Source organism: Campylobacter australis (assembly GCF_050586305.1).
In the GTDB taxonomy this organism is placed as follows: Bacteria; Campylobacterota; Campylobacteria; order Campylobacterales; family Campylobacteraceae; genus Campylobacter_A.
Genome location: NZ_JAXUAA010000001.1, coordinates 45,332 through 68,470 on the forward strand (window position 1 = coordinate 45,332; position 23,139 = coordinate 68,470).

20 protein-coding genes are annotated in these 23,139 nt (G+C 37.2%); 14 read left to right on the plus strand and 6 right to left on the minus strand.

The window, feature by feature from the left end; genetic code table 11:
* Positions 1–13: 13 nt before the first annotated feature.
* Together U5B17_RS00220 and U5B17_RS00225 are read left to right on the plus strand one after the other, a co-directional pair.
* A complete protein-coding gene (locus U5B17_RS00220; RefSeq protein WP_430803368.1) occupies positions 14–1,558 on the plus strand; it encodes a methyltransferase regulatory domain-containing protein in 1,545 nt (514 codons plus the stop codon).
* A 110-nt stretch (positions 1,559–1,668) separates the two neighbouring features.
* Positions 1,669–3,153, plus strand: coding sequence for a flagellin B (locus tag U5B17_RS00225; RefSeq protein ID WP_430803369.1), 1,485 nt, complete (start codon positions 1,669–1,671; stop codon positions 3,151–3,153).
* A 932-nt stretch (positions 3,154–4,085) separates the two neighbouring features.
* On the opposite strand, the gene U5B17_RS00230 is transcribed toward U5B17_RS00225, so the two are convergent.
* From U5B17_RS00230 to U5B17_RS00255, 6 genes are read right to left on the minus strand one after another with little or no spacing between them, the layout of a single operon-like run.
* The gene (locus U5B17_RS00230) at positions 4,086–4,919 is read right to left on the minus strand and encodes a biotin synthase (protein WP_430803370.1); all 834 of its coding nucleotides are present in this window, start codon (positions 4,917–4,919) and stop codon (positions 4,086–4,088) included.
* 9 nt (positions 4,920–4,928) lie between these two features.
* Complete coding sequence (trpA, locus tag U5B17_RS00235) at positions 4,929–5,678, minus strand: tryptophan synthase subunit alpha (RefSeq protein WP_430803371.1); 750 nt, start codon at positions 5,676–5,678, stop codon at positions 4,929–4,931.
* Positions 5,671–6,852 carry a tryptophan synthase subunit beta gene (gene trpB / locus U5B17_RS00240; protein WP_430803372.1) on the minus strand — a complete coding sequence of 394 codons (1,182 nt, stop codon included), beginning with the start codon at positions 6,850–6,852 and terminating at the stop codon, positions 5,671–5,673. Before trpB ends, trpA begins: the two co-directional genes overlap by 8 nt.
* Before the next feature lie 30 nt (positions 6,853–6,882).
* Positions 6,883–7,704, minus strand: coding sequence for a phosphoribosylanthranilate isomerase (locus U5B17_RS00245; RefSeq protein ID WP_430803373.1), 822 nt, complete (start codon positions 7,702–7,704; stop codon positions 6,883–6,885).
* Between the two features lie 3 nt (positions 7,705–7,707).
* Positions 7,708–9,306, minus strand: coding sequence for an anthranilate phosphoribosyltransferase (gene trpD, locus U5B17_RS00250; protein WP_430803374.1), 1,599 nt, complete (start codon positions 9,304–9,306; stop codon positions 7,708–7,710).
* On the minus strand, positions 9,287–10,579 hold the full coding sequence (locus tag U5B17_RS00255; protein ID WP_430803375.1) for an anthranilate synthase component I family protein: 1,293 nt from the start codon (positions 10,577–10,579) through the stop codon (positions 9,287–9,289). Before U5B17_RS00255 ends, trpD begins: the two co-directional genes overlap by 20 nt.
* 146 nt (positions 10,580–10,725) lie before the next feature.
* Between U5B17_RS00255 and topA the strand changes: the two genes are divergently transcribed.
* The 12 genes from topA (at position 10,726) to U5B17_RS00315 (ending at position 23,114) form a co-directional block, all read left to right on the plus strand.
* Entirely contained in the window at positions 10,726–12,825 is a 2,100-nt protein-coding gene (topA, locus tag U5B17_RS00260; protein WP_430803376.1) for a type I DNA topoisomerase, read from the plus strand.
* Between the two features lie 66 nt (positions 12,826–12,891).
* On the plus strand, positions 12,892–13,311 hold the full coding sequence (locus U5B17_RS00265; protein WP_430803377.1) for a chemotaxis protein CheX: 420 nt from the start codon (positions 12,892–12,894) through the stop codon (positions 13,309–13,311).
* Complete coding sequence (gene fliN, locus U5B17_RS00270) at positions 13,308–13,622, plus strand: flagellar motor switch protein FliN (protein ID WP_230055894.1); 315 nt, start codon at positions 13,308–13,310, stop codon at positions 13,620–13,622. Before U5B17_RS00265 ends, fliN begins: the two co-directional genes overlap by 4 nt.
* Entirely contained in the window at positions 13,619–14,449 is an 831-nt protein-coding gene (locus U5B17_RS00275) for a hypothetical protein (protein WP_430803378.1), read from the plus strand. Before fliN ends, U5B17_RS00275 begins: the two co-directional genes overlap by 4 nt.
* Positions 14,450–14,528: 79 nt before the next feature.
* Entirely contained in the window at positions 14,529–15,128 is a 600-nt protein-coding gene (locus U5B17_RS00280; protein ID WP_230055896.1) for a peroxiredoxin, read from the plus strand.
* A 120-nt stretch (positions 15,129–15,248) separates the two neighbouring features.
* A complete protein-coding gene (locus tag U5B17_RS00285) occupies positions 15,249–16,319 on the plus strand; it encodes a PilZ domain-containing protein (RefSeq protein ID WP_430803379.1) in 1,071 nt (356 codons plus the stop codon).
* Between the two features lie 6 nt (positions 16,320–16,325).
* Entirely contained in the window at positions 16,326–18,617 is a 2,292-nt protein-coding gene (locus tag U5B17_RS00290) for an ATP-binding protein (RefSeq protein ID WP_430803380.1), read from the plus strand.
* 64 nt (positions 18,618–18,681) lie between these two features.
* Complete coding sequence (gene plsY / locus U5B17_RS00295) at positions 18,682–19,293, plus strand: glycerol-3-phosphate 1-O-acyltransferase PlsY (RefSeq protein ID WP_430803381.1); 612 nt, start codon at positions 18,682–18,684, stop codon at positions 19,291–19,293.
* Positions 19,290–19,607: a dihydroneopterin aldolase gene (locus tag U5B17_RS00300; protein WP_430803382.1), complete on the plus strand. Its 318-nt coding sequence runs from the start codon at positions 19,290–19,292 to the stop codon at positions 19,605–19,607. The genes plsY and U5B17_RS00300 overlap by 4 nt, the downstream gene beginning before the upstream one ends.
* A gap of 76 nt (positions 19,608–19,683) precedes the next feature.
* On the plus strand, positions 19,684–20,355 hold the full coding sequence (gene hsrA / locus U5B17_RS00305) for a homeostatic response regulator transcription factor HsrA (protein WP_230055901.1): 672 nt from the start codon (positions 19,684–19,686) through the stop codon (positions 20,353–20,355).
* Positions 20,356–20,393: 38 nt separating this feature from the next.
* A complete protein-coding gene (locus U5B17_RS00310) occupies positions 20,394–21,635 on the plus strand; it encodes a sensor histidine kinase (protein WP_430803848.1) in 1,242 nt (413 codons plus the stop codon).
* A 3-nt stretch (positions 21,636–21,638) separates the two neighbouring features.
* Positions 21,639–23,114, plus strand: coding sequence for a Ppx/GppA phosphatase family protein (locus U5B17_RS00315; protein ID WP_430803383.1), 1,476 nt, complete (start codon positions 21,639–21,641; stop codon positions 23,112–23,114).
* Positions 23,115–23,139 lie beyond the last annotated feature (25 nt).

The window sequence follows — 23,139 nt, forward strand, 5'->3', positions numbered from 1 at the left end:
CAAAGGCAAGATAATGCAATCATTTGAAGTAAAGAGCTCTTACGACCAGATGCCCTATTTTTCGGCAGCTTTTCACGATAGCTCGGTACTTCGCTTGCATGCGATAGGTAAATTTTTGCGTCTTGAGCCAACACCAGTTCATAAGGCTAGAGTGCTTGAGTTGGGCGGCGCTTTTGGTGGTAATATCATGCCACTTGCAGTAGCCTATCCAGACGCTGAGGTTGTTGGTGTTGATATATCAAGCATACAGGTAAATACTGGCAATGCCATCGCCAATCAGATGGGGATTGAAAATTTTCATCTTATTGAAGCTGATATAATGGCACTAAGTCCAGAGCATATAAAAGAGCTTGGGAAATTTGACTACATTATCGCTCATGGCTTTTATAGTTGGGTTAGAAAAAATGTCAGAGACGCCTTTCTTGCGCTCACAAAGACACTTTTAAAACAAAATGGCATTGCCTTTATATCCTATAATGTCTATCCGGGTTGGAAAAGTTTTGATACTTTGCGTGATTATATGATGTTTTGTGCCAAAGATGAAAGTGGCATAAAACGCCTTGATATCGCAAAAAGAGAGCTAAATTTTATGGGTGAGTTTTTGCGTATGAACTTTCATGCTAAAAGTAGCCAAGCTCTAAAACAAACTCAAGAGCTACTGCTTACACAGCTAAATTTCGTCCGTTCTATACTAAAAGATAGCAAAAACGACTACTACATCTTGCACGAGTTTTTTGAAACGACAAACGAAGCACAGCTTTTTTACAAATTTGCAAACCGCCTAAGCGACTTTGGGCTTGGATATTTGGTTGAAAGTACGCTTGATGATGTTTTTGCACCTGGTATTGGCGTTGCTAGATTTGATAGACATATAAACAAAACCTATAAAAGTCGTATCGACCGCGAGCAAATGCGTGACTTTTTTTTAAATCGCTCGTTTCGCAAGAGTCTTGTTATGCACAAAGATGAGATAAACGAAGAGTCTGAAACAAACATCAGCCTTGATGAAATTTCACTCATTCACATCATCGCAAAGCTTGAAAAAACAAAAGATGGTTATAGTATAAATGATGAGCCACTAAACCCGCAGTTTAACGAAATTTTTGCTAAAATTTATGACGCTTATCCAGCTAGTATCAGTATTAATGAGCTTGGCATTAGCGATGATAGCGTCGATGCCTTTTTGGCGCTTATGGCAAACCCAGCCACACTTTTATCCACACAAAAATTTAGCCATATAAAGTATGAAAAGGGCAAAACTAGACTAAAGCCAAGAGTAGCAGGCTATCTTAGATACTTTGCTAGCACGCATAAGCCAGTTATGTTGCTAGCCACACAGCTTAACTCAAAGACCTATATGGATACTTTGGATGCTAGGACAGCACTTCTTTTTGATGGGCAAAACAGCCTTGATGACATAGTAAAAGAGCTTGAAAAAATTTATGAAATTTACAAAAATGAACCAGACGCAAAACATTTAGATGACTTTAGTTCAGAAATTCACGCTAGCCAAGTGGCTAAAAAGCTTGAAAATTCCTACTTTCTAGAAAATTTTTAAAATTTTTGCAAATTTTTTATATTTAGCTATAAAGTTTTTTTGACTTTGTCCGATATGGTATGCAAGTAACCAAAGGACAGGTTGCTAAATACATTTTAAAAGGATTTACAATGAGTTTTCGTATTAACACAAACATCAACGCGATGAATTCGCACGCTAATGCTGTAGGCAACAACAGAGACATTTCAGGCTCTTTGCAAAAGCTAAGCTCAGGCTTACGAATCACCACCGCGGCAGAAGATGCATCAGGTTTGGCTATTGCAGATAGCCTTCGTTCACAAGCAAGTGCCCTTGGTCAAGCTATAGCTAACGGCAACGACGCAGTCGGTATCATCCAGACAGCTGACAAAGCTATGGACGAGCAGCTAAAAATTCTTAACACTATTAAGACTAAAGCTACTCAGTCTGCTCAAGATGGTCAAACTACTCGTTCTCGTCAAGCACTTCAGGCTGATATCGTTCGTTTGATGGAAGAGCTTGATAACATAGGTAACACTACATCTTTTAACGGTCAGCAGCTACTTAACGGAACATTCTCTAACAAAGAATTTCAGATAGGTGCCTACTCTAACCAAACTGTTAAAGCTAGCATCGGTGCTACTACATCTGACAAGATCGGTCTTACTCGTTTTGAAAGCTCTAAGCTTTTGACAAAAGCAGGAAAGATTGAACTTAAATTTTTAAATGTAGATGGTGTAAATGATGTTAAAGTAGCTTCAGCTATCATCTCATCTGGTCTTGGTAATGGTCTAGGTGCTTTGGCTGAAAATATCAACAAGGTTTCAGATAAAACTGGTGTTCGAGCATCATTTGATGTTACTTGGATAGCATCAAAAGCTATATCTGGTGGTATGATCAAATCTTTAACTATTAATGGCGTGAAGATAGGTGATTTAGAAGTTAAGGAAAATGATAAGAATGGCGCATTGGTAAATGCTATCAATGCTGTTAAAGACCAAACAGGTGTTGAAGCCTCTGTAAATACAGAAGGTAAGATGGTACTAACAAGCCGTTCAGGTCGTGCTATGGAGATTAAAGGAAAAGATATTTCTGCTGGTCTTGGTGGCAAAAAGCAGTTATCTAGCTTTATTGGTCGTCTAAATCTAGTTCGCCTTGATGGTCGTGATATTAAACTGTCAGCAAATGCAGATTTTAAACTAAGTAAAGCTTTCTCAACTGATGGTGGACAACAGCAGTCAGTATCTCTAAGAGATGTTCGTGGTCAGATAGATGCTAAGCTAGCGACAGCTATGGGCTTTCAAAGAATGAGCAAAGATTTGTCAGTAGCTCAATCAGCTGGTGTTATGACACTACGCGGCGCTATGGCAGTTATGGATATAGCTGAGTCAGCTCAGATCACACTTGATCAGATCCGCTCTGACCTAGGTTCTGTACAAAACCAGCTTATCACAACTATAAACAACATCACTACAACTCAGGTGAATGTAAAGGCAGCTGAGTCTCAGATCCGTGATGTAGACTTTGCAGCTGAGTCTGCTAACTTCTCTAAGTTTAATATACTAGCTCAGTCTGGTAGTTATGCTATGAGTCAAGCTAACAGCGTTCAGCAAAATGTTATGAAGCTACTTCAATAACTAAGGTAGCTTAATATAACATTTCTTTAAAATGTAATGAAGCTTTTACAGTAGTAAAAGCTGAATGAAATTTCTACGCAAAGAGCTTTTAAGCTCTTTGGCTGGAAAAATGTTATGAAACTTTTACAGTAGTTTAACCACTTATGTAAGTTTCTAACCTTGGTGTGGCAACACACCGAAAATATCTTTTTAAAAAGATATGCTTCTTCTGCAAAAGTGTTAAAACTCAACCTAGATCGTCTCGGCGGTCTAGGTCTTTTATATATTTATAATCTATATTCTTATTTTTGTTTTTAGAGAGATTTCATATTTTTTTTAAAATTTTGGTTTTGGTAAAATTTACTAGCGCTCTTTTAAAATTTCATCAATTTAAAAAAACTTACCTAAAATAAAGCTCTATCTGATATAATCACACGCAGAGGTTAAAGCCAAAGGGTGCAACCTCTGGCTTTAAATTTTACCTCGGAAATGAGGTGATGATTTGAACCGTATAAATCACTTAGTTGTAATTATAGCATTAATTTGCCTAATAATTACAAGAGCTTGCTAAAAGCTCGGCTACATCGTGGTTTGCTCGGTGTAGCTTTAAGTGTTTTACTCGCCCTTTGGTATAAAATTTTAAAATTTTACTTTCTTGAGTGTAAATTTCATTTAAAATTTCATCAATTTAAAAAACTTACCTAAAATAAAGCTCTATCTGATATAATCACACGCAGAGGTTAAAGCCAAAGGGTCGCAACCTCTGGCTTTAAATTTTACCTCGGAAATGAGGTGAGTTAATTGTCCATTAAAACCTTAGTTGTAATTATAGCATTAATTTGCCTAATAATTACAAGAGCTTACTAAAAGCTCGGCTACATCGTGCTTTGCTTGGTGTAGCTTTAAGTGTTTTACTCGCCCTTTGGTATAAAATTTTACTCAATTTTATCTACTTATGCAACCGCAAAACTGTATCCACGCTTTATCAGCTCGCTTATATCTTTACTAACTAGTTCGCCTTTTTGCGTAAGGTAGTCGCCTAATACTATTGCTGTCACACCGTGTGAGAAAATTTCATATTGCCTATTGCCAAGTACTTTTTCACGACCACCAGCTATCATAAGCCTAGTGTTTGGCAAAGCTTTTACGCTATCATCAATGATCTTAAACGCTTCGTTCGCGCTTAAAATTTCTTGCTTTATTAAAAGTCCGCTGCTTGGCATAAAGAAATTTATCGGACTTGAAAATGGCGCAAGCTCAGCTAAGCTAGCACGCAAGCTCACTCTATCGCTCTCACTCTCGCCAAGTCCGTATATCCCACCACAGCAAAGCTCTAGTCCTACGCTTTTGGCATTAAGATTTGTCTGCCATCTCTCATCCCAGCTGTGAGTGGTGCAAATTTTGGGGAAATACTCACGGCTTGTTTCTAGGTTGTGGTTGTAGCTAAATACACCAGCACTTTTTAGCTCTTTTAGCTGTTCGCGTGTTGCCATACCGTTGCAAGCGATGAGCTTTAGTCGTGGAAAGTTTTTGCTAACGGCGTGTGCGATGCGTGCCACTTTTTCAGTTTTAGCATCATCTAGCCTTGCTCCACTTGTAACTAGGCAAAAGCCAAGAGCATGGCTCTCACTTGCTCTTTTTGCTTCAGCTACGACTTGGTCTTTACTTTTTATATGATAGCGTGAAATTTTTGCTTTTGAGTTGATGTTTTGCGTGCAGTATCCGCAGTCCTCATCGCATATTCCGCAACTTAGCGAACTTATCGCACATAGCATGATTTGCTTCATTTTTGCCCTTTAAAATAGCTCGCTTACTTTTCGCATTAATTCATCTCCACTAAATTTATCCGCTAGCTCCACGATTGCCGTGCCTATTATCGCACCATCGGCGTAGCTTTTAACCTCATTTGCATCATCACGATTTCTAACGCCAAAGCCAACGCAAACTGGTAAATTTGTAAAATTTTTAGCATTTTTTACAAGCTCTTTTAGGCGCTCGGTGCTTGCGCGTTTTGAGCCACTCACACCGATAGCTCCAACCGCATAGACAAAGCCACTTGCACGGCTTAAAATCTCGCTAATACGCTCACCAGATGTAACGCTAATAAGCGGAATAAGAGCGAAATTTTCACTCTGACAGATCGCAAAAACCTCCCCACTCTCCTCGCTTGGCAGATCAGGCACGATCATACCACTTACGCCACACTCTTTGGCTTTTTTGATGAATTTTTCAATGCCGTAAGCAAAAACAAGGTTAAAATAGACCAAAAACGCAATCGGCTTGTTAAATTTACCCTTGCATTCGCTTAAAATTTCAAAGATACTATCGGTGTTTAGCCCACGCTGTGCAGTGCTAAAACTCGCCTTTGTTATGACTTTGCCGTCTGCAAGCGGATCTGAGTATGGTATGCCAATTTCAAGCAAATCAAGGCAACTTGCGTCTAAATTTGCCAAAAACTCCTTCGTATGCTCCACGCTTGGATAACCGCCCACAATGTAGCCGATATTTGCCTTTTTGCCGTTAAGTGCATTTGAAATTTTATCCATAAATTTTGCCTTTTTCATAGTTCATAATCGTATCGATGTCCTTATCGCCCCTGCCTGATACATTGACGACGATGACGGACTTTGCCTTTAAATTTGGGCATAGTTTTTCAAGATACGCCAAGGCGTGAGAGCTCTCGATCGCCGGGATAATGCCCTCTAGGCGAGTTGTGAGTTTTAGGGCATTTATGCACTCATCGTCGGTTACTGGCTCGTATTTTACGCGTTTGATATCGTGCAGATATGCATGCTCTGGTCCGATACCAGGATAGTCAAGCCCAGCCGAAATGCTATGCACCTCCTCTATCATGCCATATTTATCTTGCAAAACGATGGTTTTCATACCGTGAATTATCCCCTCGCGACCCTTTGTGAGCGTGGCTGCGTGATAGGGCGTGCTAGCCCCAAGCCCAGCCGCTTCGATACCGATGAGATTTACGCTCTCATCGCTTAAAAACTCGTAAAAAATCCCAATCGCATTACTGCCGCCACCTACACAAGCGATGATGTAGTCAGCCTTTACGCCATACTCTTTTAGCTGAGCTTTAGTCTCACGACCGATGATACTTTGAAAATCACGCACTATTAGCGGATATGGGTGCGGTCCAACGACTGAGCCGATGACATAAAATGTGCTTTCTATCTCATTTACCCAAGTCTGAATCGCCGCCGTAGTCGCTTCTTTTAGTGTTTTTAGTCCATCTTCTACGCTGATTAAATTTGCACCAAGTAGTTTCATCCGATAGGCGTTTAGGCTCTGTCTAGCGATATCAACCGCACCCATATACACATCGCACTCTAAGTCCAAAAGTGCCGCTGCTGTGGCTGTGGCTACGCCGTGCTGACCTGCACCAGTTTCGGCAATGATCTTAGTTTTTCCCATTTTTTTAGCTAAAAGTGCCTGTGCTAGGGCGTTATTTATCTTGTGAGCTCCTGTGTGGTTTAGATCTTCTCTTTTTAGATAAATTTCGTGTCCGTAGTGCTTAGACAGGCGTTTGGCGTGGTAAAGTGGGCTTGGACGACCGACATAGTTTTTAAGCAGGTCATTAAGCTCGGCTTTAAACTCTGGCGTTTTTGCGATACTCTCATAAGCCTTTTCAAGCTCAGCGAGTGCAAACATCGCAGTTTCTGGCACAAACTGCCCCCCAAATTTTCCAAAATACGCTTTTTTATTCATTGCTTGCCTTTTTTAGTTTTGTTAATTGTATCATTTATGCCTGTTAAAGTCTAGCGTTTTAGCACCTTGAAAAATTTGTAAAATTTTCTCAATTTTACTTGGCACTTTTACTAAATTTTCATCTTCTACTTTTGAGTTTATGTCGATTAAAAATGGCTTAAACTCTAAAGCTTGGGCGAAATTTTGCTCGCCTATGCCACCAGCCATACCAAAGCTAAAAGGCTTTAAATCACGCAAAATTTCCCAGCCAAAGCTCGTGCCATTTCCACCCAAACTCTCGCCCTTGCAGTCATATAGAGCCATATCGCAAGGCTCATCTACACTTGGCAAGGTCTTTGCGTTAGGCGATACACTCACAGCCTTAAACACATCTAAACCCATATCTTTTAAATTTGCGTATAAATTTTGGCTTATCGTGCCGTGAATTTGTGCCACATCAAGCTCACAATACTCACATATTTCCATTATCTCACAGTCACTTTGAACGCCGTTTTGCGCTAAATAGCTCACACAACTTTTCGCGTCGCTACTTGCAAACACTCCAACGCACTTAACACCATAACGATGAGCCAAGCGCGAAATTTCACGAGCGGTTTGTATATCTACCTGACGCTTTGAGCGAGCAAATATCACGCCTATGAAACTAATGGCATTTTCTAGCGACACACTTAAGCTATCAAGCACATTACTTTTGCTAGAATTTATCTCACTAAAATCCATATCACTAGAAGTATTTTTACCATTTATGCAAGGCTTCACACTGGCTAGAGTGCCAAATTTAGCGCCAACTTCAAGTACCGCCTTAGCTTCATCAGTTGATTTGATACCGCAAATTTTTATAAGTGTTTTCAAAAACTACTCTTTTATATACTCTTGATAAAATTTCCATGCCTTGCCACTGCTAATAGCTTCAAGAATGATCGGTTTTGCATCACTTGGACTTTTTACAAAGTCAGCTGCATAAAGTGCAAACATCGCGTTTAGCACGACTATATCAAGCTTTGCACCACTTATCTCGCCACGCAAAGTCGCTTTTAAAATTTCAGCATTTTCTTCACTTGTGCCACCCTCAATATCAGCATGAAATGCCCTTTGAAATCCAAATTGCTCCGGCGTTACCCGATAAGATAAAATTTTACCATCCTTTACTTCGTGAATAAGCGTTTCATCACAAAGCGTTATCTCGTCCATGCCGTCCATTCCATGCACAACCAAGGCATGCTTTCTGCCAAGTGTAAGTAGGGTTTGTGCCATGAGTTCGTTAATAGGCTCCAAATAGTTGCCAACCATCTGAAACTTTAGTCCCAAATTTGGATTAAGCAGTGGTCCCATCATGTTAAAGCAAGTACCTATTTTAAGGCGCTCTCTAACCTCTTTAACCTCAGCCATAATATTATGAAAAAATGGCGCATGAAAAAATGCTAAATTTTGCTTTTGTATCTTTGCTCTGTTTTCATCAATGCTTGCACTAAGTTTTACACCAAGTGCGCTTAGCGTATCAGAGCTTCCGCTTTTACTTGTAACTGCTTTTCCGCCGTGTTTTGCGACCTTTACACCAAGGCTTGCGAGTATAAAAGCCACTGTTGTTGAAATATTTATGGTTTTTAACCTATCGCCACCAGTTCCCACGATGTCAAACATATCGCTTGTGTCTGTGTAGGTTTGTGAGTATTTTAAGATATTTGTTACAAGTGCTGCAACGCTTTGAGCATAAAGGCTTTTTTCACTTATTAACACCAAGAGTCCAGCTAGCTGCACGATGTCATACTCTTTATCATTTATCGCTTTGCAAATAACAGCATAATCAGCCCCATCAAGCATTATGCCATTTTGCAGCTTTACCATGTAAGGTGCGAAATTTATCATTTTGTTCTCCCGTTTTTGTTCTTTTTTGTCAATGTTTAGAAAATTTTCTATCATTTTTTTGCCATATTGCGAAAAGTAGCTTTCAGGATGAAACTGAATGCCAAAAATTTTTCTATTTTTAACACGAAGTGCCATACACACGCCATCTTCGCTTACCGCAAGGCTTTGTAGTTCATCACTAAGCTCATCAACATAAAGCGAGTGGTATCTCATAACTTCAACTTTGCTCGGAAGCCCACTAAATAACGGCTTGGCGCACAAAATGTCTATGTTTGATGTTTTACCGTGAAGAGGGTGTGAAAGCTGTTTTATCTTGCCACCATAGCTTAGCCCTATGGCTTGATGACCAAGACAAATTCCAAGTATCGGTACTTCAATATCTGAGCGTAAAATTTCTAAACACACACCGCTATCTTTTGGGTGCTTTGGTCCTGGGCTTAAAATGATATGAGTTGGCGCAAGACAGCGGATCTCATCAAGCGTTATCTCGTCATTTCTTACACATAAAATTTGTTCATTTGTTAGCTCTGCAACATACTGTCTTACATTAAATACAAAACTATCATAGTTATCTATCAAAAGTATCATAAATTTCCTTGCTATTGTCCTTAAATACGCGCATTACACTTGCTCTTTTATGGCAAATTTCATCATACTCATTTTCTGGGATACTGTCATAAACTATACCCGCACCAGCTTGGACAAAAACGCTACTTGTGTTACCTTCTGAAACAAATATCGCAGAGCGGATAAGTATGGCTATAAGTGCATTTTGGTTAAAATTTATAAATCCTATGCCGCCCCCATACGAACCACGAGAAAAGCTCTCAAGCTCTGAGATAATCTGCATGGCACGAATTTTTGGTGTACCGCTAAGTGTTCCAGCTGGAAATATCGAAGCTAAAACATCAAATGCATCGGCGTTATCACTTTTTTGCCCATAAACTTCACTCACTATATGCATAACGCTTTGATATCTTTGGATATGCATGGCGTTTTTTACTACTACACTTCTTGGTTTTGCCACATGAGCTATATCGTTTCTGGCTAGATCGATTAACATCTTATGCTCTGCTAGCTCTTTTTCGTCATTTAAAAGCTCATTTTCAAGCATCGCATCGGCATTTGCATCACTTCCTCTTGGACGAGTTCCAGCTATGGGCGCTACAAAAATTTCTCCATTTTTAAGACTAAAAACAAGCTCTGGAGAACTTCCTACCACATCTCCGTAAGGTGTAGGGAAATGAAACATATATGGACTAGGATTTAATGTGCTAAGTTCTTTATAAAAGTCAATGCTATCAAAATCTGTCTCTATTTTTAGCTGTTCTGAAAGCACAACTTGAAAAATATCTCCACTAGCTATATACTCTTTTGCTTTTTTTACAATGGCTTTAAAATGTCTCTTTTCTTCACATAAATTCGTCTTTATCTTGTAAAAATACTCTTTTTTTGACTCATCTGATTCAAAAGCTTGCTCTAAAAATGAAAAATACCTATCCTCATCGCCATAAAATGTGTAAATTTTGCTTACTTTATCATAGTGCAAGTAGGCTTTGGCATTTGCATAAAAAAACTTAGGAAAGTCATATTGCTTTTTTTTACTAAAACCTATATTTTCAAAGAAATTTACGCCATCGTGAGCAAAAACTCCAAAAAAACCAGCAAAATTAGCCTCTATCTCATTGTTTGTCTTTGCATTTAAAAAATAGACTTTTAGTTGGTTAAAGTCACATTTATTCGCGTCTATATAATCACAGTCTATACCTATTATAACTTGGTCTTTGTCTTCACAAAGATAGCTATTTGGAAATTTTTTATAAATATTTTTATAGTAGAGCAAGGGCTCATTTAAAAGCATAAAATGTCCTAAAATTTAGATTTTGGTATTATAAGAAAAAAAGCTTTTGTTTTTTTAAAATTATCTAGAAATTGATAAATTTAACAAACTTTAAGTTACAAATTTGCTACAATTACGCAAAAAAAGTAAAAAGGCTAAGCGAAAATATGAAAAATTTAATCATAGTGGAGTCTCCAGCAAAAGCAAAGACGATTAAGAATTTTCTTGGTAAAGACTATGAAGTTATCGCCTCAAAAGGACACATTAGAGATCTGCCAAAGTCAAGTTTTGGCATAAAAATAGAAAATGACACATTTATACCAGAGTATCGCGTTAGCACCGATCATTCAGCTATTGTTAAACAGATAAAAGAGCTTGCAAAAAAAGCCGAGAAGGTATATCTTGCTACCGATGAGGATAGGGAGGGAGAAGCCATAGCTTTTCATATAGCCCATGCCATAGGTAAAGAGCCAACCAGCTTGCCTCGTATAGTTTTTCATGAGATTACAAAAACAGCCATACAAGCTGCTCTTGCAAATCCGCGCTCGCTTGATATGGATAGCGTAAATGCTCAACAAGCACGCCGCTTACTTGATCGTATAGTTGGCTATAAGCTTAGTCCGCTTTTAAATTTAAAGATACAAAAGGGGCTTTCAGCAGGCCGTGTTCAAAGCGCTGCTCTTAAAATCATAGTTGATAGAGAGCGTGAAATTCGAGAGTTTAAGCCAGTTAGATACTTTAGTATAGATATTAGGTTTAAAAAGGATTTAGAGGCCGAGCTTATTAAATTTGATGATCAAAAGATAGAAAAGCTAACTATACAAAATCCAGACAGAGCAAAGCTTATCGTCGATGTTTTAACACATGAAAATTTTAAGGTCAGTGAGATAGAGAGTAAAGATAGAAAAACAAAGGCATCTGCACCATTTATGACATCAACACTTCAGCAAAGCGCCAGTAATAGCCTTGGCTTTAGTCCTAAAAAAACGATGATGCTTGCTCAAAGTCTTTATGAGGGTGTGCAGATGCATGATGGCTTTATGGGTGCTATAACATATATGAGAACTGACAGCTTAAATATAGCAAAAGAGGCTATAAAAGCCGCAAGAGATAAGATAAAGGCTGAGTTTGGAGAGAAGTATCTGCCTTCAAAGCCAAATATATACACAACAAAATCAAAAAGCGCACAAGAGGCGCACGAGGCTATCCGCCCAACAAATTTAAGCTTTACTCCAGAAATTGCGACTAAATTTTTAGAAAAAGATGCATTAAGGCTTTACACACTTATTTATAATAGATTTTTAGCTTCACAGATGAGTGATAGTGTAAGCCAGACGCAAAATGTATTTGTAAAAAGTGAGCGATCTGAGCTAAAAATAAGCGGCAAAAAAGTACTTTTTGATGGATTTTATAAAGTTTATGGCGATGTGGATAAGGATAAAATTTTGCCTTTATTAAATATAGGCGATGATATGAAGTTACAAAATATTAAAGATAGTGAACATTTTACAGAGCCTCCATCTAGATATTCAGAAGCAGGACTTGTAAAAAAACTAGAAAGTCTTGGTATAGGTCGCCCATCAACTTATGCTCCTACCATCTCTCTTTTAACTTCGCGTGACTATGTAAAAGTTGAGAAAAAACAGCTAATACCAAACGAGATAGCATTTAGCATGATAGGCATGCTAGAAGAGCATTTTAATGATATAGTAGATAGCGACTTTACATCGGATTTAGAGCAAAAATTAGATGAGATAGCTGAGCAAAAAACAGACTGGCAAGAGCTTTTAAGCCATTTTTACACACCTTTTATGGAAAAAATTTCAAATGGGAAAACTGGCATTAAGAGTCTCAAAGTATCTGTGCCTATAGGTGAAAAATGCCCAGAGTGTGGTGGTGAGCTAGTCGAAAGAAGTGGTAAATTTGGTAAATTTATAGCTTGCTCAAATTTTCCAAAATGTAAGTATTCTAGAAATATTACTGATAAAAATACACCTGAAAGTAGTGAAAAAAAGCCAAAAAGAGAGCTAAAGAAAATAGATGTCGCCTGTCCAAAATGTGGTGGCGAAATCGTTGAGAGATTTAGCCGAAGGGGTAAATTTTATGGTTGCCAAAACTATCCAAAATGTGACTTTATAAGCAACTATGAGCCAACATCGCATAAATGTCCAGAATGTGGGGAGATGATGATAAAAAAAGAGCTTAAAAAGGGCACTTTTCATGAGTGTTTAAAGTGTAAGTATAAAGAGCAAGTCGTCACGAACTAAAATTTATAGCCTTTTTAGAAAAAGCAAAGTATAATAAAACAAGAGCAAAAACAAAAGGAAAAATCAGTGAAAAATGTTATCGATTTGTCGGCTAAATTTTTATGTGAAACACTTGGTATCGAGCTTGAGAGTGCAAAGACACTAGGAAACGGGCTTTATGGCTCGTCTATACCAGTTTTTAAAGGTAAAGAAGAGTATCATTTTTATCTCTTTTTTAAGCGCGACTCTTTAAAGCTTTTTGCAAATGCTTTTTTTGGCTCAGATGAGCTTGTAGATGCTGATTTGGACGACCTTTGCAAAGAGATAGCAAATCAAATAATCGGTAAAGCAAAAAATATCTTAAATGAACAAGAAGCTGGTGGGCTTTATAAGCTTGGAACGCCTGAGTTTTTGGGTGAAGTTGCGAAATTTCATATAAAACTTGACGAGAAGTATCTTTATAAGATAAAAAACCGTACATTTGCTATAGGATATAAAAAAGCATGAGCGAGGAGATAATCGATATTCTCGATCAGCACGGTTTTTTTAAAAGCTACGATGAGCTTATGGATATTAGCGTGGATTTTATCGCTGAGCTTGGCACTACAACAGTTAGCATAAAAGAGCTTATGAAATTTGAAGCAGGCTCTGTTATAGACCTTGAAAAACCAGCTGGAGAGAGTGTTGAGCTTTTTATAAATAATCGTATCTTTGGCAAAGGCGAGGTTATGGTTTATGAAAAAAACTTAGCCATTCGCATAAATGAAATTTTAGACTCAAAATCTGTTATTCAGTACTTTAAAAAAGAGCTTTTATGAGAATTTTTGTTTTATTTTTTGGGTTTATTTTGCCAGTTTTTGCAGCAAATTTACTGACTTATAATATCTATGAGCGTAGTGATAGAGTTGATATTATGCTTAGTTTTGATGCGCCTTATGAGGGAAATATATTTCAAAAGCGCGAGAAAAACACCACCTCACTTATACTAAATTCACTTAGTTTTGAGCAGATGATTTCAAAGGATGTAAATTCTAAAATTTTTGAGCAACTAAGCATTGAACCAAAGCAAAACTCACTTATTTTGGGATTAAAATCACAAAATCCAATAATCGTAAATGCCTCAAAAACTACTGATGGTTTTGGACTTAGAATAAGAGTAACGCCTAGAAGTGCTTCAGAGGTTCAAAATTTACCGCAAGCCAGTGTAAGCTTGCAAACGGCGCCAAATGATACTGGTGCGGTCGTGGATAGTCGCTATTTTATCGTACTTGGGGTGCTTTTTGCGCTTGTAGTTTTTTTATATATGTTTAAGAAATTTATAACCAAGGCTAGAAAAAATAGCCCTACAAAATCATCGCAAAATTCTATGAATTGGTTATTTGATAAAAATACTAGCGACATAAATATAATATATGAAAAGCCACTTGATAAAGATAACAAGCTTATGCTCTTAAGCCATGAAAATCGTAGATATCTTGTCATAGTTGGTAACTCAAATTTACTTTTAGATCGCTTTGGCGAGGATAAAATTCAAAACGAAAGTGATTTTGCTGTCTTTTTTGAAGAGAACAAAAAGAAGCTTGGTGCATTTTTGCAAGATAGACAAAATAGTCTAAATAGCTATAAAGATAAGCTTGATGTTTGAAAATTTAGTTTATTAAATTTATATTTAAACTAAAGGGATATAATTTCGTTATTAATAAATTTTATTATTAGGAGAAAATATGTTAGTAACAAAAAAAGCACCAGACTTTACAGCGGCAGCCGTTCTAGGCGATAACCAAATCGTAAATGATTTCAATCTTTACAAAAATATAGGCAAAAAAGGTGCCGTAGTATTTTTCTATCCGATGGACTTTACTTTCGTTTGTCCAAGTGAGATTATAGCATTTGATAAGAGATATCAAGAGTTTAAAGACCGTGGCATCGAAGTTATCGCGGTTTCAACTGATAACCAATTCTCACACTTTGCTTGGAAAGAAACTCCAGTAAATAAAGGTGGTATCGGTAGAGTTCAGTTCCCAATCGTAGCTGACACTAACCACGCTATATCACGCGGTTTTGATGTGCATATCGAAGAGGCTGGCGTTTCACTTCGTGGATCATTTTTGATAGACAAAGATGGAACAGTTCGACATGCGGTTATAAATGACCTGCCACTTGGTAGAAATGTTGATGAAATGATAAGAATGGTAGATACTATGCTTTTTACAAATGAGCACGGAGAGGTTTGCCCAGCTGGATGGAATAAAGGTGATGCTGGCATGAAGCCAAACACAGCTGGAGTAGCTGATTATCTATCACACAACGCTGATAAACTTTAATAACACTTTTTAGGGGTAAAACGCCCCTAAATTTAAATTTTTTCTCTCAAATTTACACACTGCTAAATTTACTATGTTATAATCTAGGAAAAATTCTGGAGTTTTTACATGGTTTTAAAAATGTCTAATGAGTTTTATGCTGAAATTTCGAAGTTGCAAGATGAATTTATTACTTGTGGTATTGAATTTTGCAAGCGTGCAAACCTAAATACACCTTTGCAAAATTTAAAAGATACGCTTTTAAAGATATTCTCGGTTTTTTATGGCAAAGAGGTAAATATGTGCATAGTTTTTGACGAGCTTGAGAGCCTTTTGCCAAATTCTAGTATAAGAAAAAATCTTTTAAGTGAGATATTTTTAGGGCTTATTATAAATTTTAATAAAAACAATAAAAACGCTCAGTGGCTAATCTCATTAACAGAAGCTATCGATCAGATACAATACAAGCTTGATAAAAAAGAAAACTGCGACGCTTTGCCTGGCGAAAATTTAGTGAAAAATCATGCAGAAAAAACTTTTCAAAACTATAAACAGGCATTTTTAGCTATGAAAAATGATAGTGCTGAGCTTGAGTTTTTAAACCTTTATGATGGCGTAAATGTAAGAAATAATGCAGAAATTTTAGAGATAAACGATGAGTTTGTTGTCTTTAAGGTAGATGTGGTACAAATCTTAGCTATGAAGCAAGAAGGTAACGCGTTTATTATAAAAAATGACTATCTTTTAGGCCATATAAAAGCTGACATCGTAAGTTTTAATGTCTTAAAACAGACTGTAACTCTTAAAAATTTTACCCAAATAGCCGCTATGAACGCAAGCCTTAGAAAAAGCCAGCGCGTTCATCCACGAAAATTTACTCCAACCACATTAAAAGGTGCAAGTGCTGAAGTTTCTGGAAGCCTTTATGATATTTCAAATGGTGGTATAAGTGTGATTAGCAAAGATAGTGTAAGTTTTGAAAAAGATGAGAAGATAGTGGCAGAATTTGAACTAGTGCCGTTTGAAGGCGGACTTGGTTTTGGTGTATGCCTTGATGTGGTTTTGGTTACAGATCTAGTTTGTAACGGTAGTATCCGCTACTGTTTAAAGGCTATAGATAATGAAAATAGTAGTCTTATCGAAAGCTTTACAAATGCAAGAGTCCAAGAGACATTAAACGAACTTAAAAATCAAGCAAAACTTTATAAGTGAGAAAAGATGAAAAGTATACAAGAGAATTTAAAGCTATTTTATATGGGACTAAAAGGCGGTGAGCCATTTTTTTATAAAAACAAAGACTTAACAACTCATGCTGCTATAATTGGAATGACAGGTAGTGGTAAAACGGGTCTTGGTATTACGCTACTTGAAGAGGCTTGTATAGACAACATCCCAAGTATTATCATCGATCCAAAAGGAGACATGACAAACTTGGCTTTGGCATTTACTGATATGAGTGCTGATGATTTTTTACCATACATAGATGAAAATGAAGCGGCAAATAAAGGACTAAGCCAGCAGCAGATGGCTCAAAGCGAGAGTGAAACTTGGCGAAAGGGGATAGAAGCAACTTTTCAAAATTTAGAGCGTGTAAAAACTTATAAAGATAGTGCAAATTTTACCATCTATACACCAAAAAGTAGTGCTGGAGTAGGTGTTGCGCTACTTAGTGACTTTATGTGCCCCAACATAAAAGATGATGAAATTTTTAGTAACTACATAAACTCACTTGCGGCTTCTGTGCTTTCGCTTGTTGGCATAAATGATGAGGATATGAGTTCAAAAGAGCAGCTTTTAGTCGCTACGATATTTGATGCAAAATTTAAAGAGGGTAGAGATGTTAGTATCGCTGAACTAATCGGCTTTATAGCCACGCCTCCATTTAGCAAGATAGGCGTATTTGATGTTGAGCAGTTTTATCCATCAAGTGAGCGTATGAAGCTAGCCATAAAGATAAACACACTTGTTGCAAGCCCTAGCTTTAAGGGATGGAGCGAAGGTGTTCGGTTGGAAATTTCAAAAATGCTTTTTGATGAAAATGGCAAAGCAAAGTGCAATATATTTACGATTTCGCATTTAAATGATGCTGAAAGGATGTTTTTTGTAACTCTTTTACTAAATGAGATTATCGCTTGGATGAGAACAACCGAAGGTACTAGCTCACTTCGAGCTATACTTTATATGGATGAAATTTTTGGATTTTTCCCACCAAATGGCAATCCGCCGAGCAAAACACCTATGCTTACGCTTTTAAAGCAAGCTCGTGCTTTTGGTATCGGCTGTGTTTTAAGTACGCAAAACCCAGTAGATCTTGACTATAAGGGACTTAGCAATATCGGAACCTGGTTTATTGGTAGGCTGCAAACTGCGCAAGATAAGGCAAGAGTTATTGATGGGCTTACTGGAATTTCAGGTTCTGCGCTAGATAAGTTAGAGATAGAAACAACCATTTCAAACCTTTCAAAACGCCACTTTTTGGTGAAAAATATTAACGATGATGGTTTGAGTGTTATCTCGACTCGCTGGGCATTAAGTTACCTAAAAGGACCGCTTTCAAGAGATCAAATTTCAAATTTAATGAGCGAGCAAAAAGGCGAGTTTTCAAATAAAAAAGTCTCTAAAAAGATAGCTAGCTTAACTGTCGCACCGATAATCTCAGATGAGATAGAGCAGGTTTTTGCTTCTAATAAAGACTCTTTAGCACCAAATTTATTTGCTAGCGTAAAAGTGCGCTATTATGATAGCAAAAAGGGCATAGATACTATAAAAGAGCTTAGCTACCTTTACGCTCTTGAAGAGAGTCAAAAAGAGGTAGATTGGACGCAAGCTAGTGAAAATTTTAAATTTAACACTCAAGATAGACCAGACAATGCAAATTATGAAACTTTGCCAAGTTTTATCCAAAGTGCTAAAAATTTAAAGAACTTTGAAAAAGATTTTAAAGATTTTATATTTAGAAATGATCGCTTAGAGCTTCTTAGCGCAATGGACATAAATTCTCTTGCCGATGAAAGCAAAGAGCAGTTTTATGTGCGTTTAGCAGATAGATGTAATGAAATTTTAGAGCAAAAAAGTGCAGAGCTTACACAAAAATTTGAGAAAGAGAGAGCAAAGCTTGAAGAAAAACTAAATAAAGCGGCGATAAAGTTACAAAAAGAGCAACAAGATATGACTGCTAGCGGACTTGATGCGATTATAAGTGTTGGTGCCAGCTTGCTTGGGGCATTTTTGGGTGGTAGTAGAGGTGTAACAAAAACGAGCGTTGGTAAGATAGCGACAGGTGTTAAAAGTGCCAGCAGAGTACTAAAAAATCGCACCGATGTTAAACATAGTGAGCAAAGCGTAGAGGATATAAACGCCCAAATAGAGCAGCTAACACAAAATTTTGAGATACAAGCCCAAGAGCTAAAAGATGCATACGATGTAAAAAATATCAAGCTTGAGAGCTTGGTATTGCTACCAAAAAAGAGCGATATATATGATGAAAAAGTTGTTTTGCTGTGGAAGTAGATATTTTATAAAATTATCAGGAAAATTTAAATATTATGCCAACTTTTAAATTTAAAGGCTTAAAATGAACGAAAATTTAATAGCATATCTCATCGCCTACATTCTTGGAGGTATACCTTTTGGGCTTATATTTGGTAAAATCTTTGCAAATGTTAATATCACTGAAGCTGGAAGTGGTAGCATAGGTGCGACAAATGTTCTTCGTGTTTTAAAGGAAAAAGAGCCAAAAAAGGCAAAAAAGATAGCCATTTTGACTGTTGTATGTGATGTTTTGAAGGGAATTTTACCACTTTTTGTGGCAAAAGCCATAGGGCTTAGTGAGCAGACACTTTGGGCTATGGCAGTTTTGTCGGTGATAGGACATTGCTTTTCTCCGTTTTTAAAATTTGAGGGTGGAAAAGGTGTTGCAACTGGTGCTGGTGTGCTTGGGTTTTTCTTGCCATTTGAGTTGATCATAGCCCTTGTCGTGTGGTTTGTAGTCGGAAAAGTGTTAAAAATAAGCTCCCTTGCCTCGCTTGCTGCACTTCTTGCGATAGTTTTATCTAGCTTTGTTGTGACTTCACAAACCGCCATCCACTCGCATGCACCAATACTAATCATCGCTTATATCGTCTTTTATAAGCACATACCAAACATTAGGCGACTACTTAGCGGTCAGGAAGCAAAGGTTATATGACTACAACTTTGATAAAAGACTATGAGTTTAGTACGATCATTGGTATGTTAGACTTTGAGCGCAAAACACCACAAAAAGTGCGTTTGAATGTTAGTTTTACAAGTGATGGGTTTATTGACTATACAGAGATGATAGATTTTATACAAAACTTTTACAATGAGCAAAAATTTCTAAGCGTTGAAGAGTCTGTTGAGAAAACTGCAGGGGCTTTGAAACAAAAATTTACTAATTTGTGTTCTGTGAATCTAGAAATTTTAAAAATTGAGATAGTTAAAAATGCCCTAGTTGGTGCAAAAATAGAGCTCGTTTATTAAAAATTTATTAAAGTATCTTGAAATATTGCTTAATTTCTGATATAATCCGCATAAAATTTTAACACAAGGAATTGTAATGAGAATTCTCATAGTAGAAGATGAAGTAACTCTGAATAAAACTATAGCCGAAGGTCTTCAAGAATTTGGCTACCAGACTGATAGCTCTGAAAATTTTAAAGATGCTGAGTATTTTATAGGCATTAGAAACTACGACCTAGTTTTAACTGACTGGATGCTTCCAGATGGTGATGGCGTTGATCTTATTAATGTTATAAAACACAAGAGTCCACGCACTTCAGTTGTGGTTTTATCGGCAAAAGATGATAAAGATAGCGAGATAAAGGCACTTAGAGCGGGCGCTGATGATTATATCAGAAAGCCATTTGACTTTGATGTTTTGGTTGCTCGTATAGAGGCTAGACTTCGCTTTGGTGGAACAAATATCATTAAGATAGATGATCTTACGATAAATCCAGATGAGGAAAAGATAACATATCTTGGCAAAGAGATAGAGCTAAAAGGCAAGCCATTTGAGGTCTTAACTCACCTTGCTCGCCACTCAGATCAGATAGTAAGCAAAGAGCAGTTACTTGATGCTATCTGGGAAGAGCCAGAGCTAGTAACTCCAAATGTTATCGAAGTTGCGATTAACCAAATTCGCCAAAAAATGGATAAGCCACTCAATATCTCGACTATCGAAACAGTTCGCCGCCGTGGATATAGATTTTGCTTTCCCAAAAAAGCTTAAGAACTAGATTTATTTTACAACTGGCATCAGCTTCAATGATGCTAGTTGTTATCATCTCTTTTATCCTTTACTACTACATTAGAGTTACAGTCTATGAAGTAGTAGTACAGACCTTGGTGTATGAAGCACGCTCATATGTGGCAAAACCAGAGCTTTTTAACCCCAGTGGACAGAAAAATTTTACTATAACACTACCTGATAGACTTGCTACAAATGTACAGATAATAAACGAAAAAATATCAAAAAAAAAGCCATACTACATACATTACACACAAGACAAGCAAGACTTTTTATCACTTTACTATCCGCTAGATAGTAGCTCTTATATTAGACTTACCAAAAACACCACGATGCAAAGCGATACGATGAATCAAATTTTCATCGATATTATAATCGTAAACGCCACTTCAATCATGCTCGTACTTTTTTATGCGCTATTTCTTTCAAGAATGCTTTTAGTTCCTATCAAAAAGCTTAGTTTAATGCTTGGTGATTTGAATGAAAAATTTTTAAAAGAGATAGATGCTCAAAGTTTGCCAAATGAATTTCAAGGACTTGGTGCAAGCATTAACCAGCTTATACGGCGCATTCAAACATTTGTGACTTACCAAAAGGAGCTTTTTGTAGGTACTGCACATGAGCTTAAAACGCCTCTTGCAGTGATGAAGACTAAAAATGAAGTTACACTTTTAAAACCAAGAGAAAACGAAAAATATATCGAGGTTTTGCGCACAAATAACGAAGCCATCGATGGTATGAATAAAATGATAGGCTCTATCCTCGAGATAGGCAGGCAAGAGGGTGCGCAGTTTGAGGAGCCAGTTAGTACCGATGTTATCGGCTTTTTAAGAAAATTAGGAAATAATTTTAAAATTTTAGCTCATCAAGATGGAAAAAAAGTTGAGCTAGATTTAAAACCAGAAATTTTTAATCTCAATATCCAGAAGACCCTACTAACTCATGTTGTTCAAAATTTTGTACAAAATGCGATAAAATTCTCCCCAGAAGGTAAAACTGTAACAATAGCTTCAAAAGTTGAAGGGTCAAATTTTATCATAGAGGTGCTTGATGAGGGTATCGGGATAGATGAGGATAAAGATTTGTTTGCTCCGTTTAAACGCTATGGAAATAAGGGGGGAAGCGGACTTGGCTTATTTTTAGCAAAGGGCGCAGCACAAGCACTTGGTGGTGATGTAAGCATTAAAAACCGAGCTGACACACAGGGTGCGGTGGCTACATTTACACTGCCTATTGGAACAAAATTTAAAAATAAAAAGTAAAAAATGGCAAAAAGAACAGCAGTAATCGACCTTGGCTCAAACTCAATGCGTATGGCTATTTATGAGCGTACATCGCGTTGGGGCTTTTTTATCCTGAGCGAATATAAAATGAAAGTGCGACTTGGTGAAGGCGGCTATGGAAATGGTGGAGAAATTTCAGAGCAGTCTATGCAAAAGGCATTTGCAGCATTTAGTGAGTTTAAAAGCATTGCAAAAAGCTATAAATGTATGAAAATTTTTTGCGTTGGAACGAGTGCTTTAAGAGATGCGCCAAATTCAGACGAGCTTATAGCTATGGTGCGAAACAAACTTGGCATAAATATCAAAGTTATAAGTGGACAAGATGAAGCTACTTATGGTGCGATAGCTGCAAGTAGGCTTTTGCCTGCACTTAATGACGCTATTACGCTTGATATTGGTGGTGGTTCAAGCGAACTAGCCTTTATAAAAGATGCAAAGATTATTGATGCCGTTTCTCTAGATATAGGAACTGTTAGGCTAAAAGAGCTTTTTTCTGATAAAAAAGATAAGGCGAGTTTGGATGAGTTTTTATCTCAGATAATTTCAAAAATACCTGCAAATTTTAGGTGTGAAAACATCATTGCCATTGGTGGTAGCTTGCGTGCACTTTCAACGGCAATAATGTCAAAAATTTCCTACCCTATCTCAACTATTCATGGTTTTAGATACGAGCTAAAAGAGCATGAAAATTTTATCACCTCTCTTATTGCGGCAAATAACGATACTCTTGAGGATTTTGCGATAAAAAAAGATAGGTTTGATACGATAAGAGAGGGTGCTACGATATTTTTAAACATAGCAAAGTCTCTTGGCTGTAAAAATATATACACAAGTGGCGTTGGAGTGCGTGAGGGTGTATTTTTGGCAGATTTTTTACGAAAAAGTGGCAATGGTGAGCTTTGTGAGCGTGTAGGAAAATTCCCAGAAGGCTTAAATGTCAGCATAAAAAGTTTGCAAGATCGTTTCGCAATAACTGACAATAAAAGTGTTTGTAAATATACAAGAGGCATCTACGACGCTTTGGCTGAGCTTCATGGCTTTGAAGGCGCTTATCTTAATGAGCTTGTGAGTGCGGCTAGAATTTATAACATCGGTGCTGACATCGGCTTTTACTCAGACCACATAAACTCAGCATATCTTGTTTTAAATGCCCTAAATTTTGGCTTTACGCACGAGCAAAAGGCGCTTATAGCAAGTATCATCGCAACAAATGGTAAGAAAAATGTGTATGAGTATGATAAGTATAAAACTTTATTGCCAAAGCAAGATACTGTTCGCTGGCTAAGCTTTATGCTTTCTCTGGCTAGGATGTTAAATTTAAACTGCGCTGATTTAAAGCTTGAGTTTGGTTTTAATAATAATACGCTTTTTATAAATGGAGCAAAGTGTTTACAGATGGCAAAAGAGGAGATAAAAAAGCTTGCTAAGCCAGAAATTTTTGCCATCAGTTTTAACTAATCTTAAAATCTTAGAAGCTCAAAAG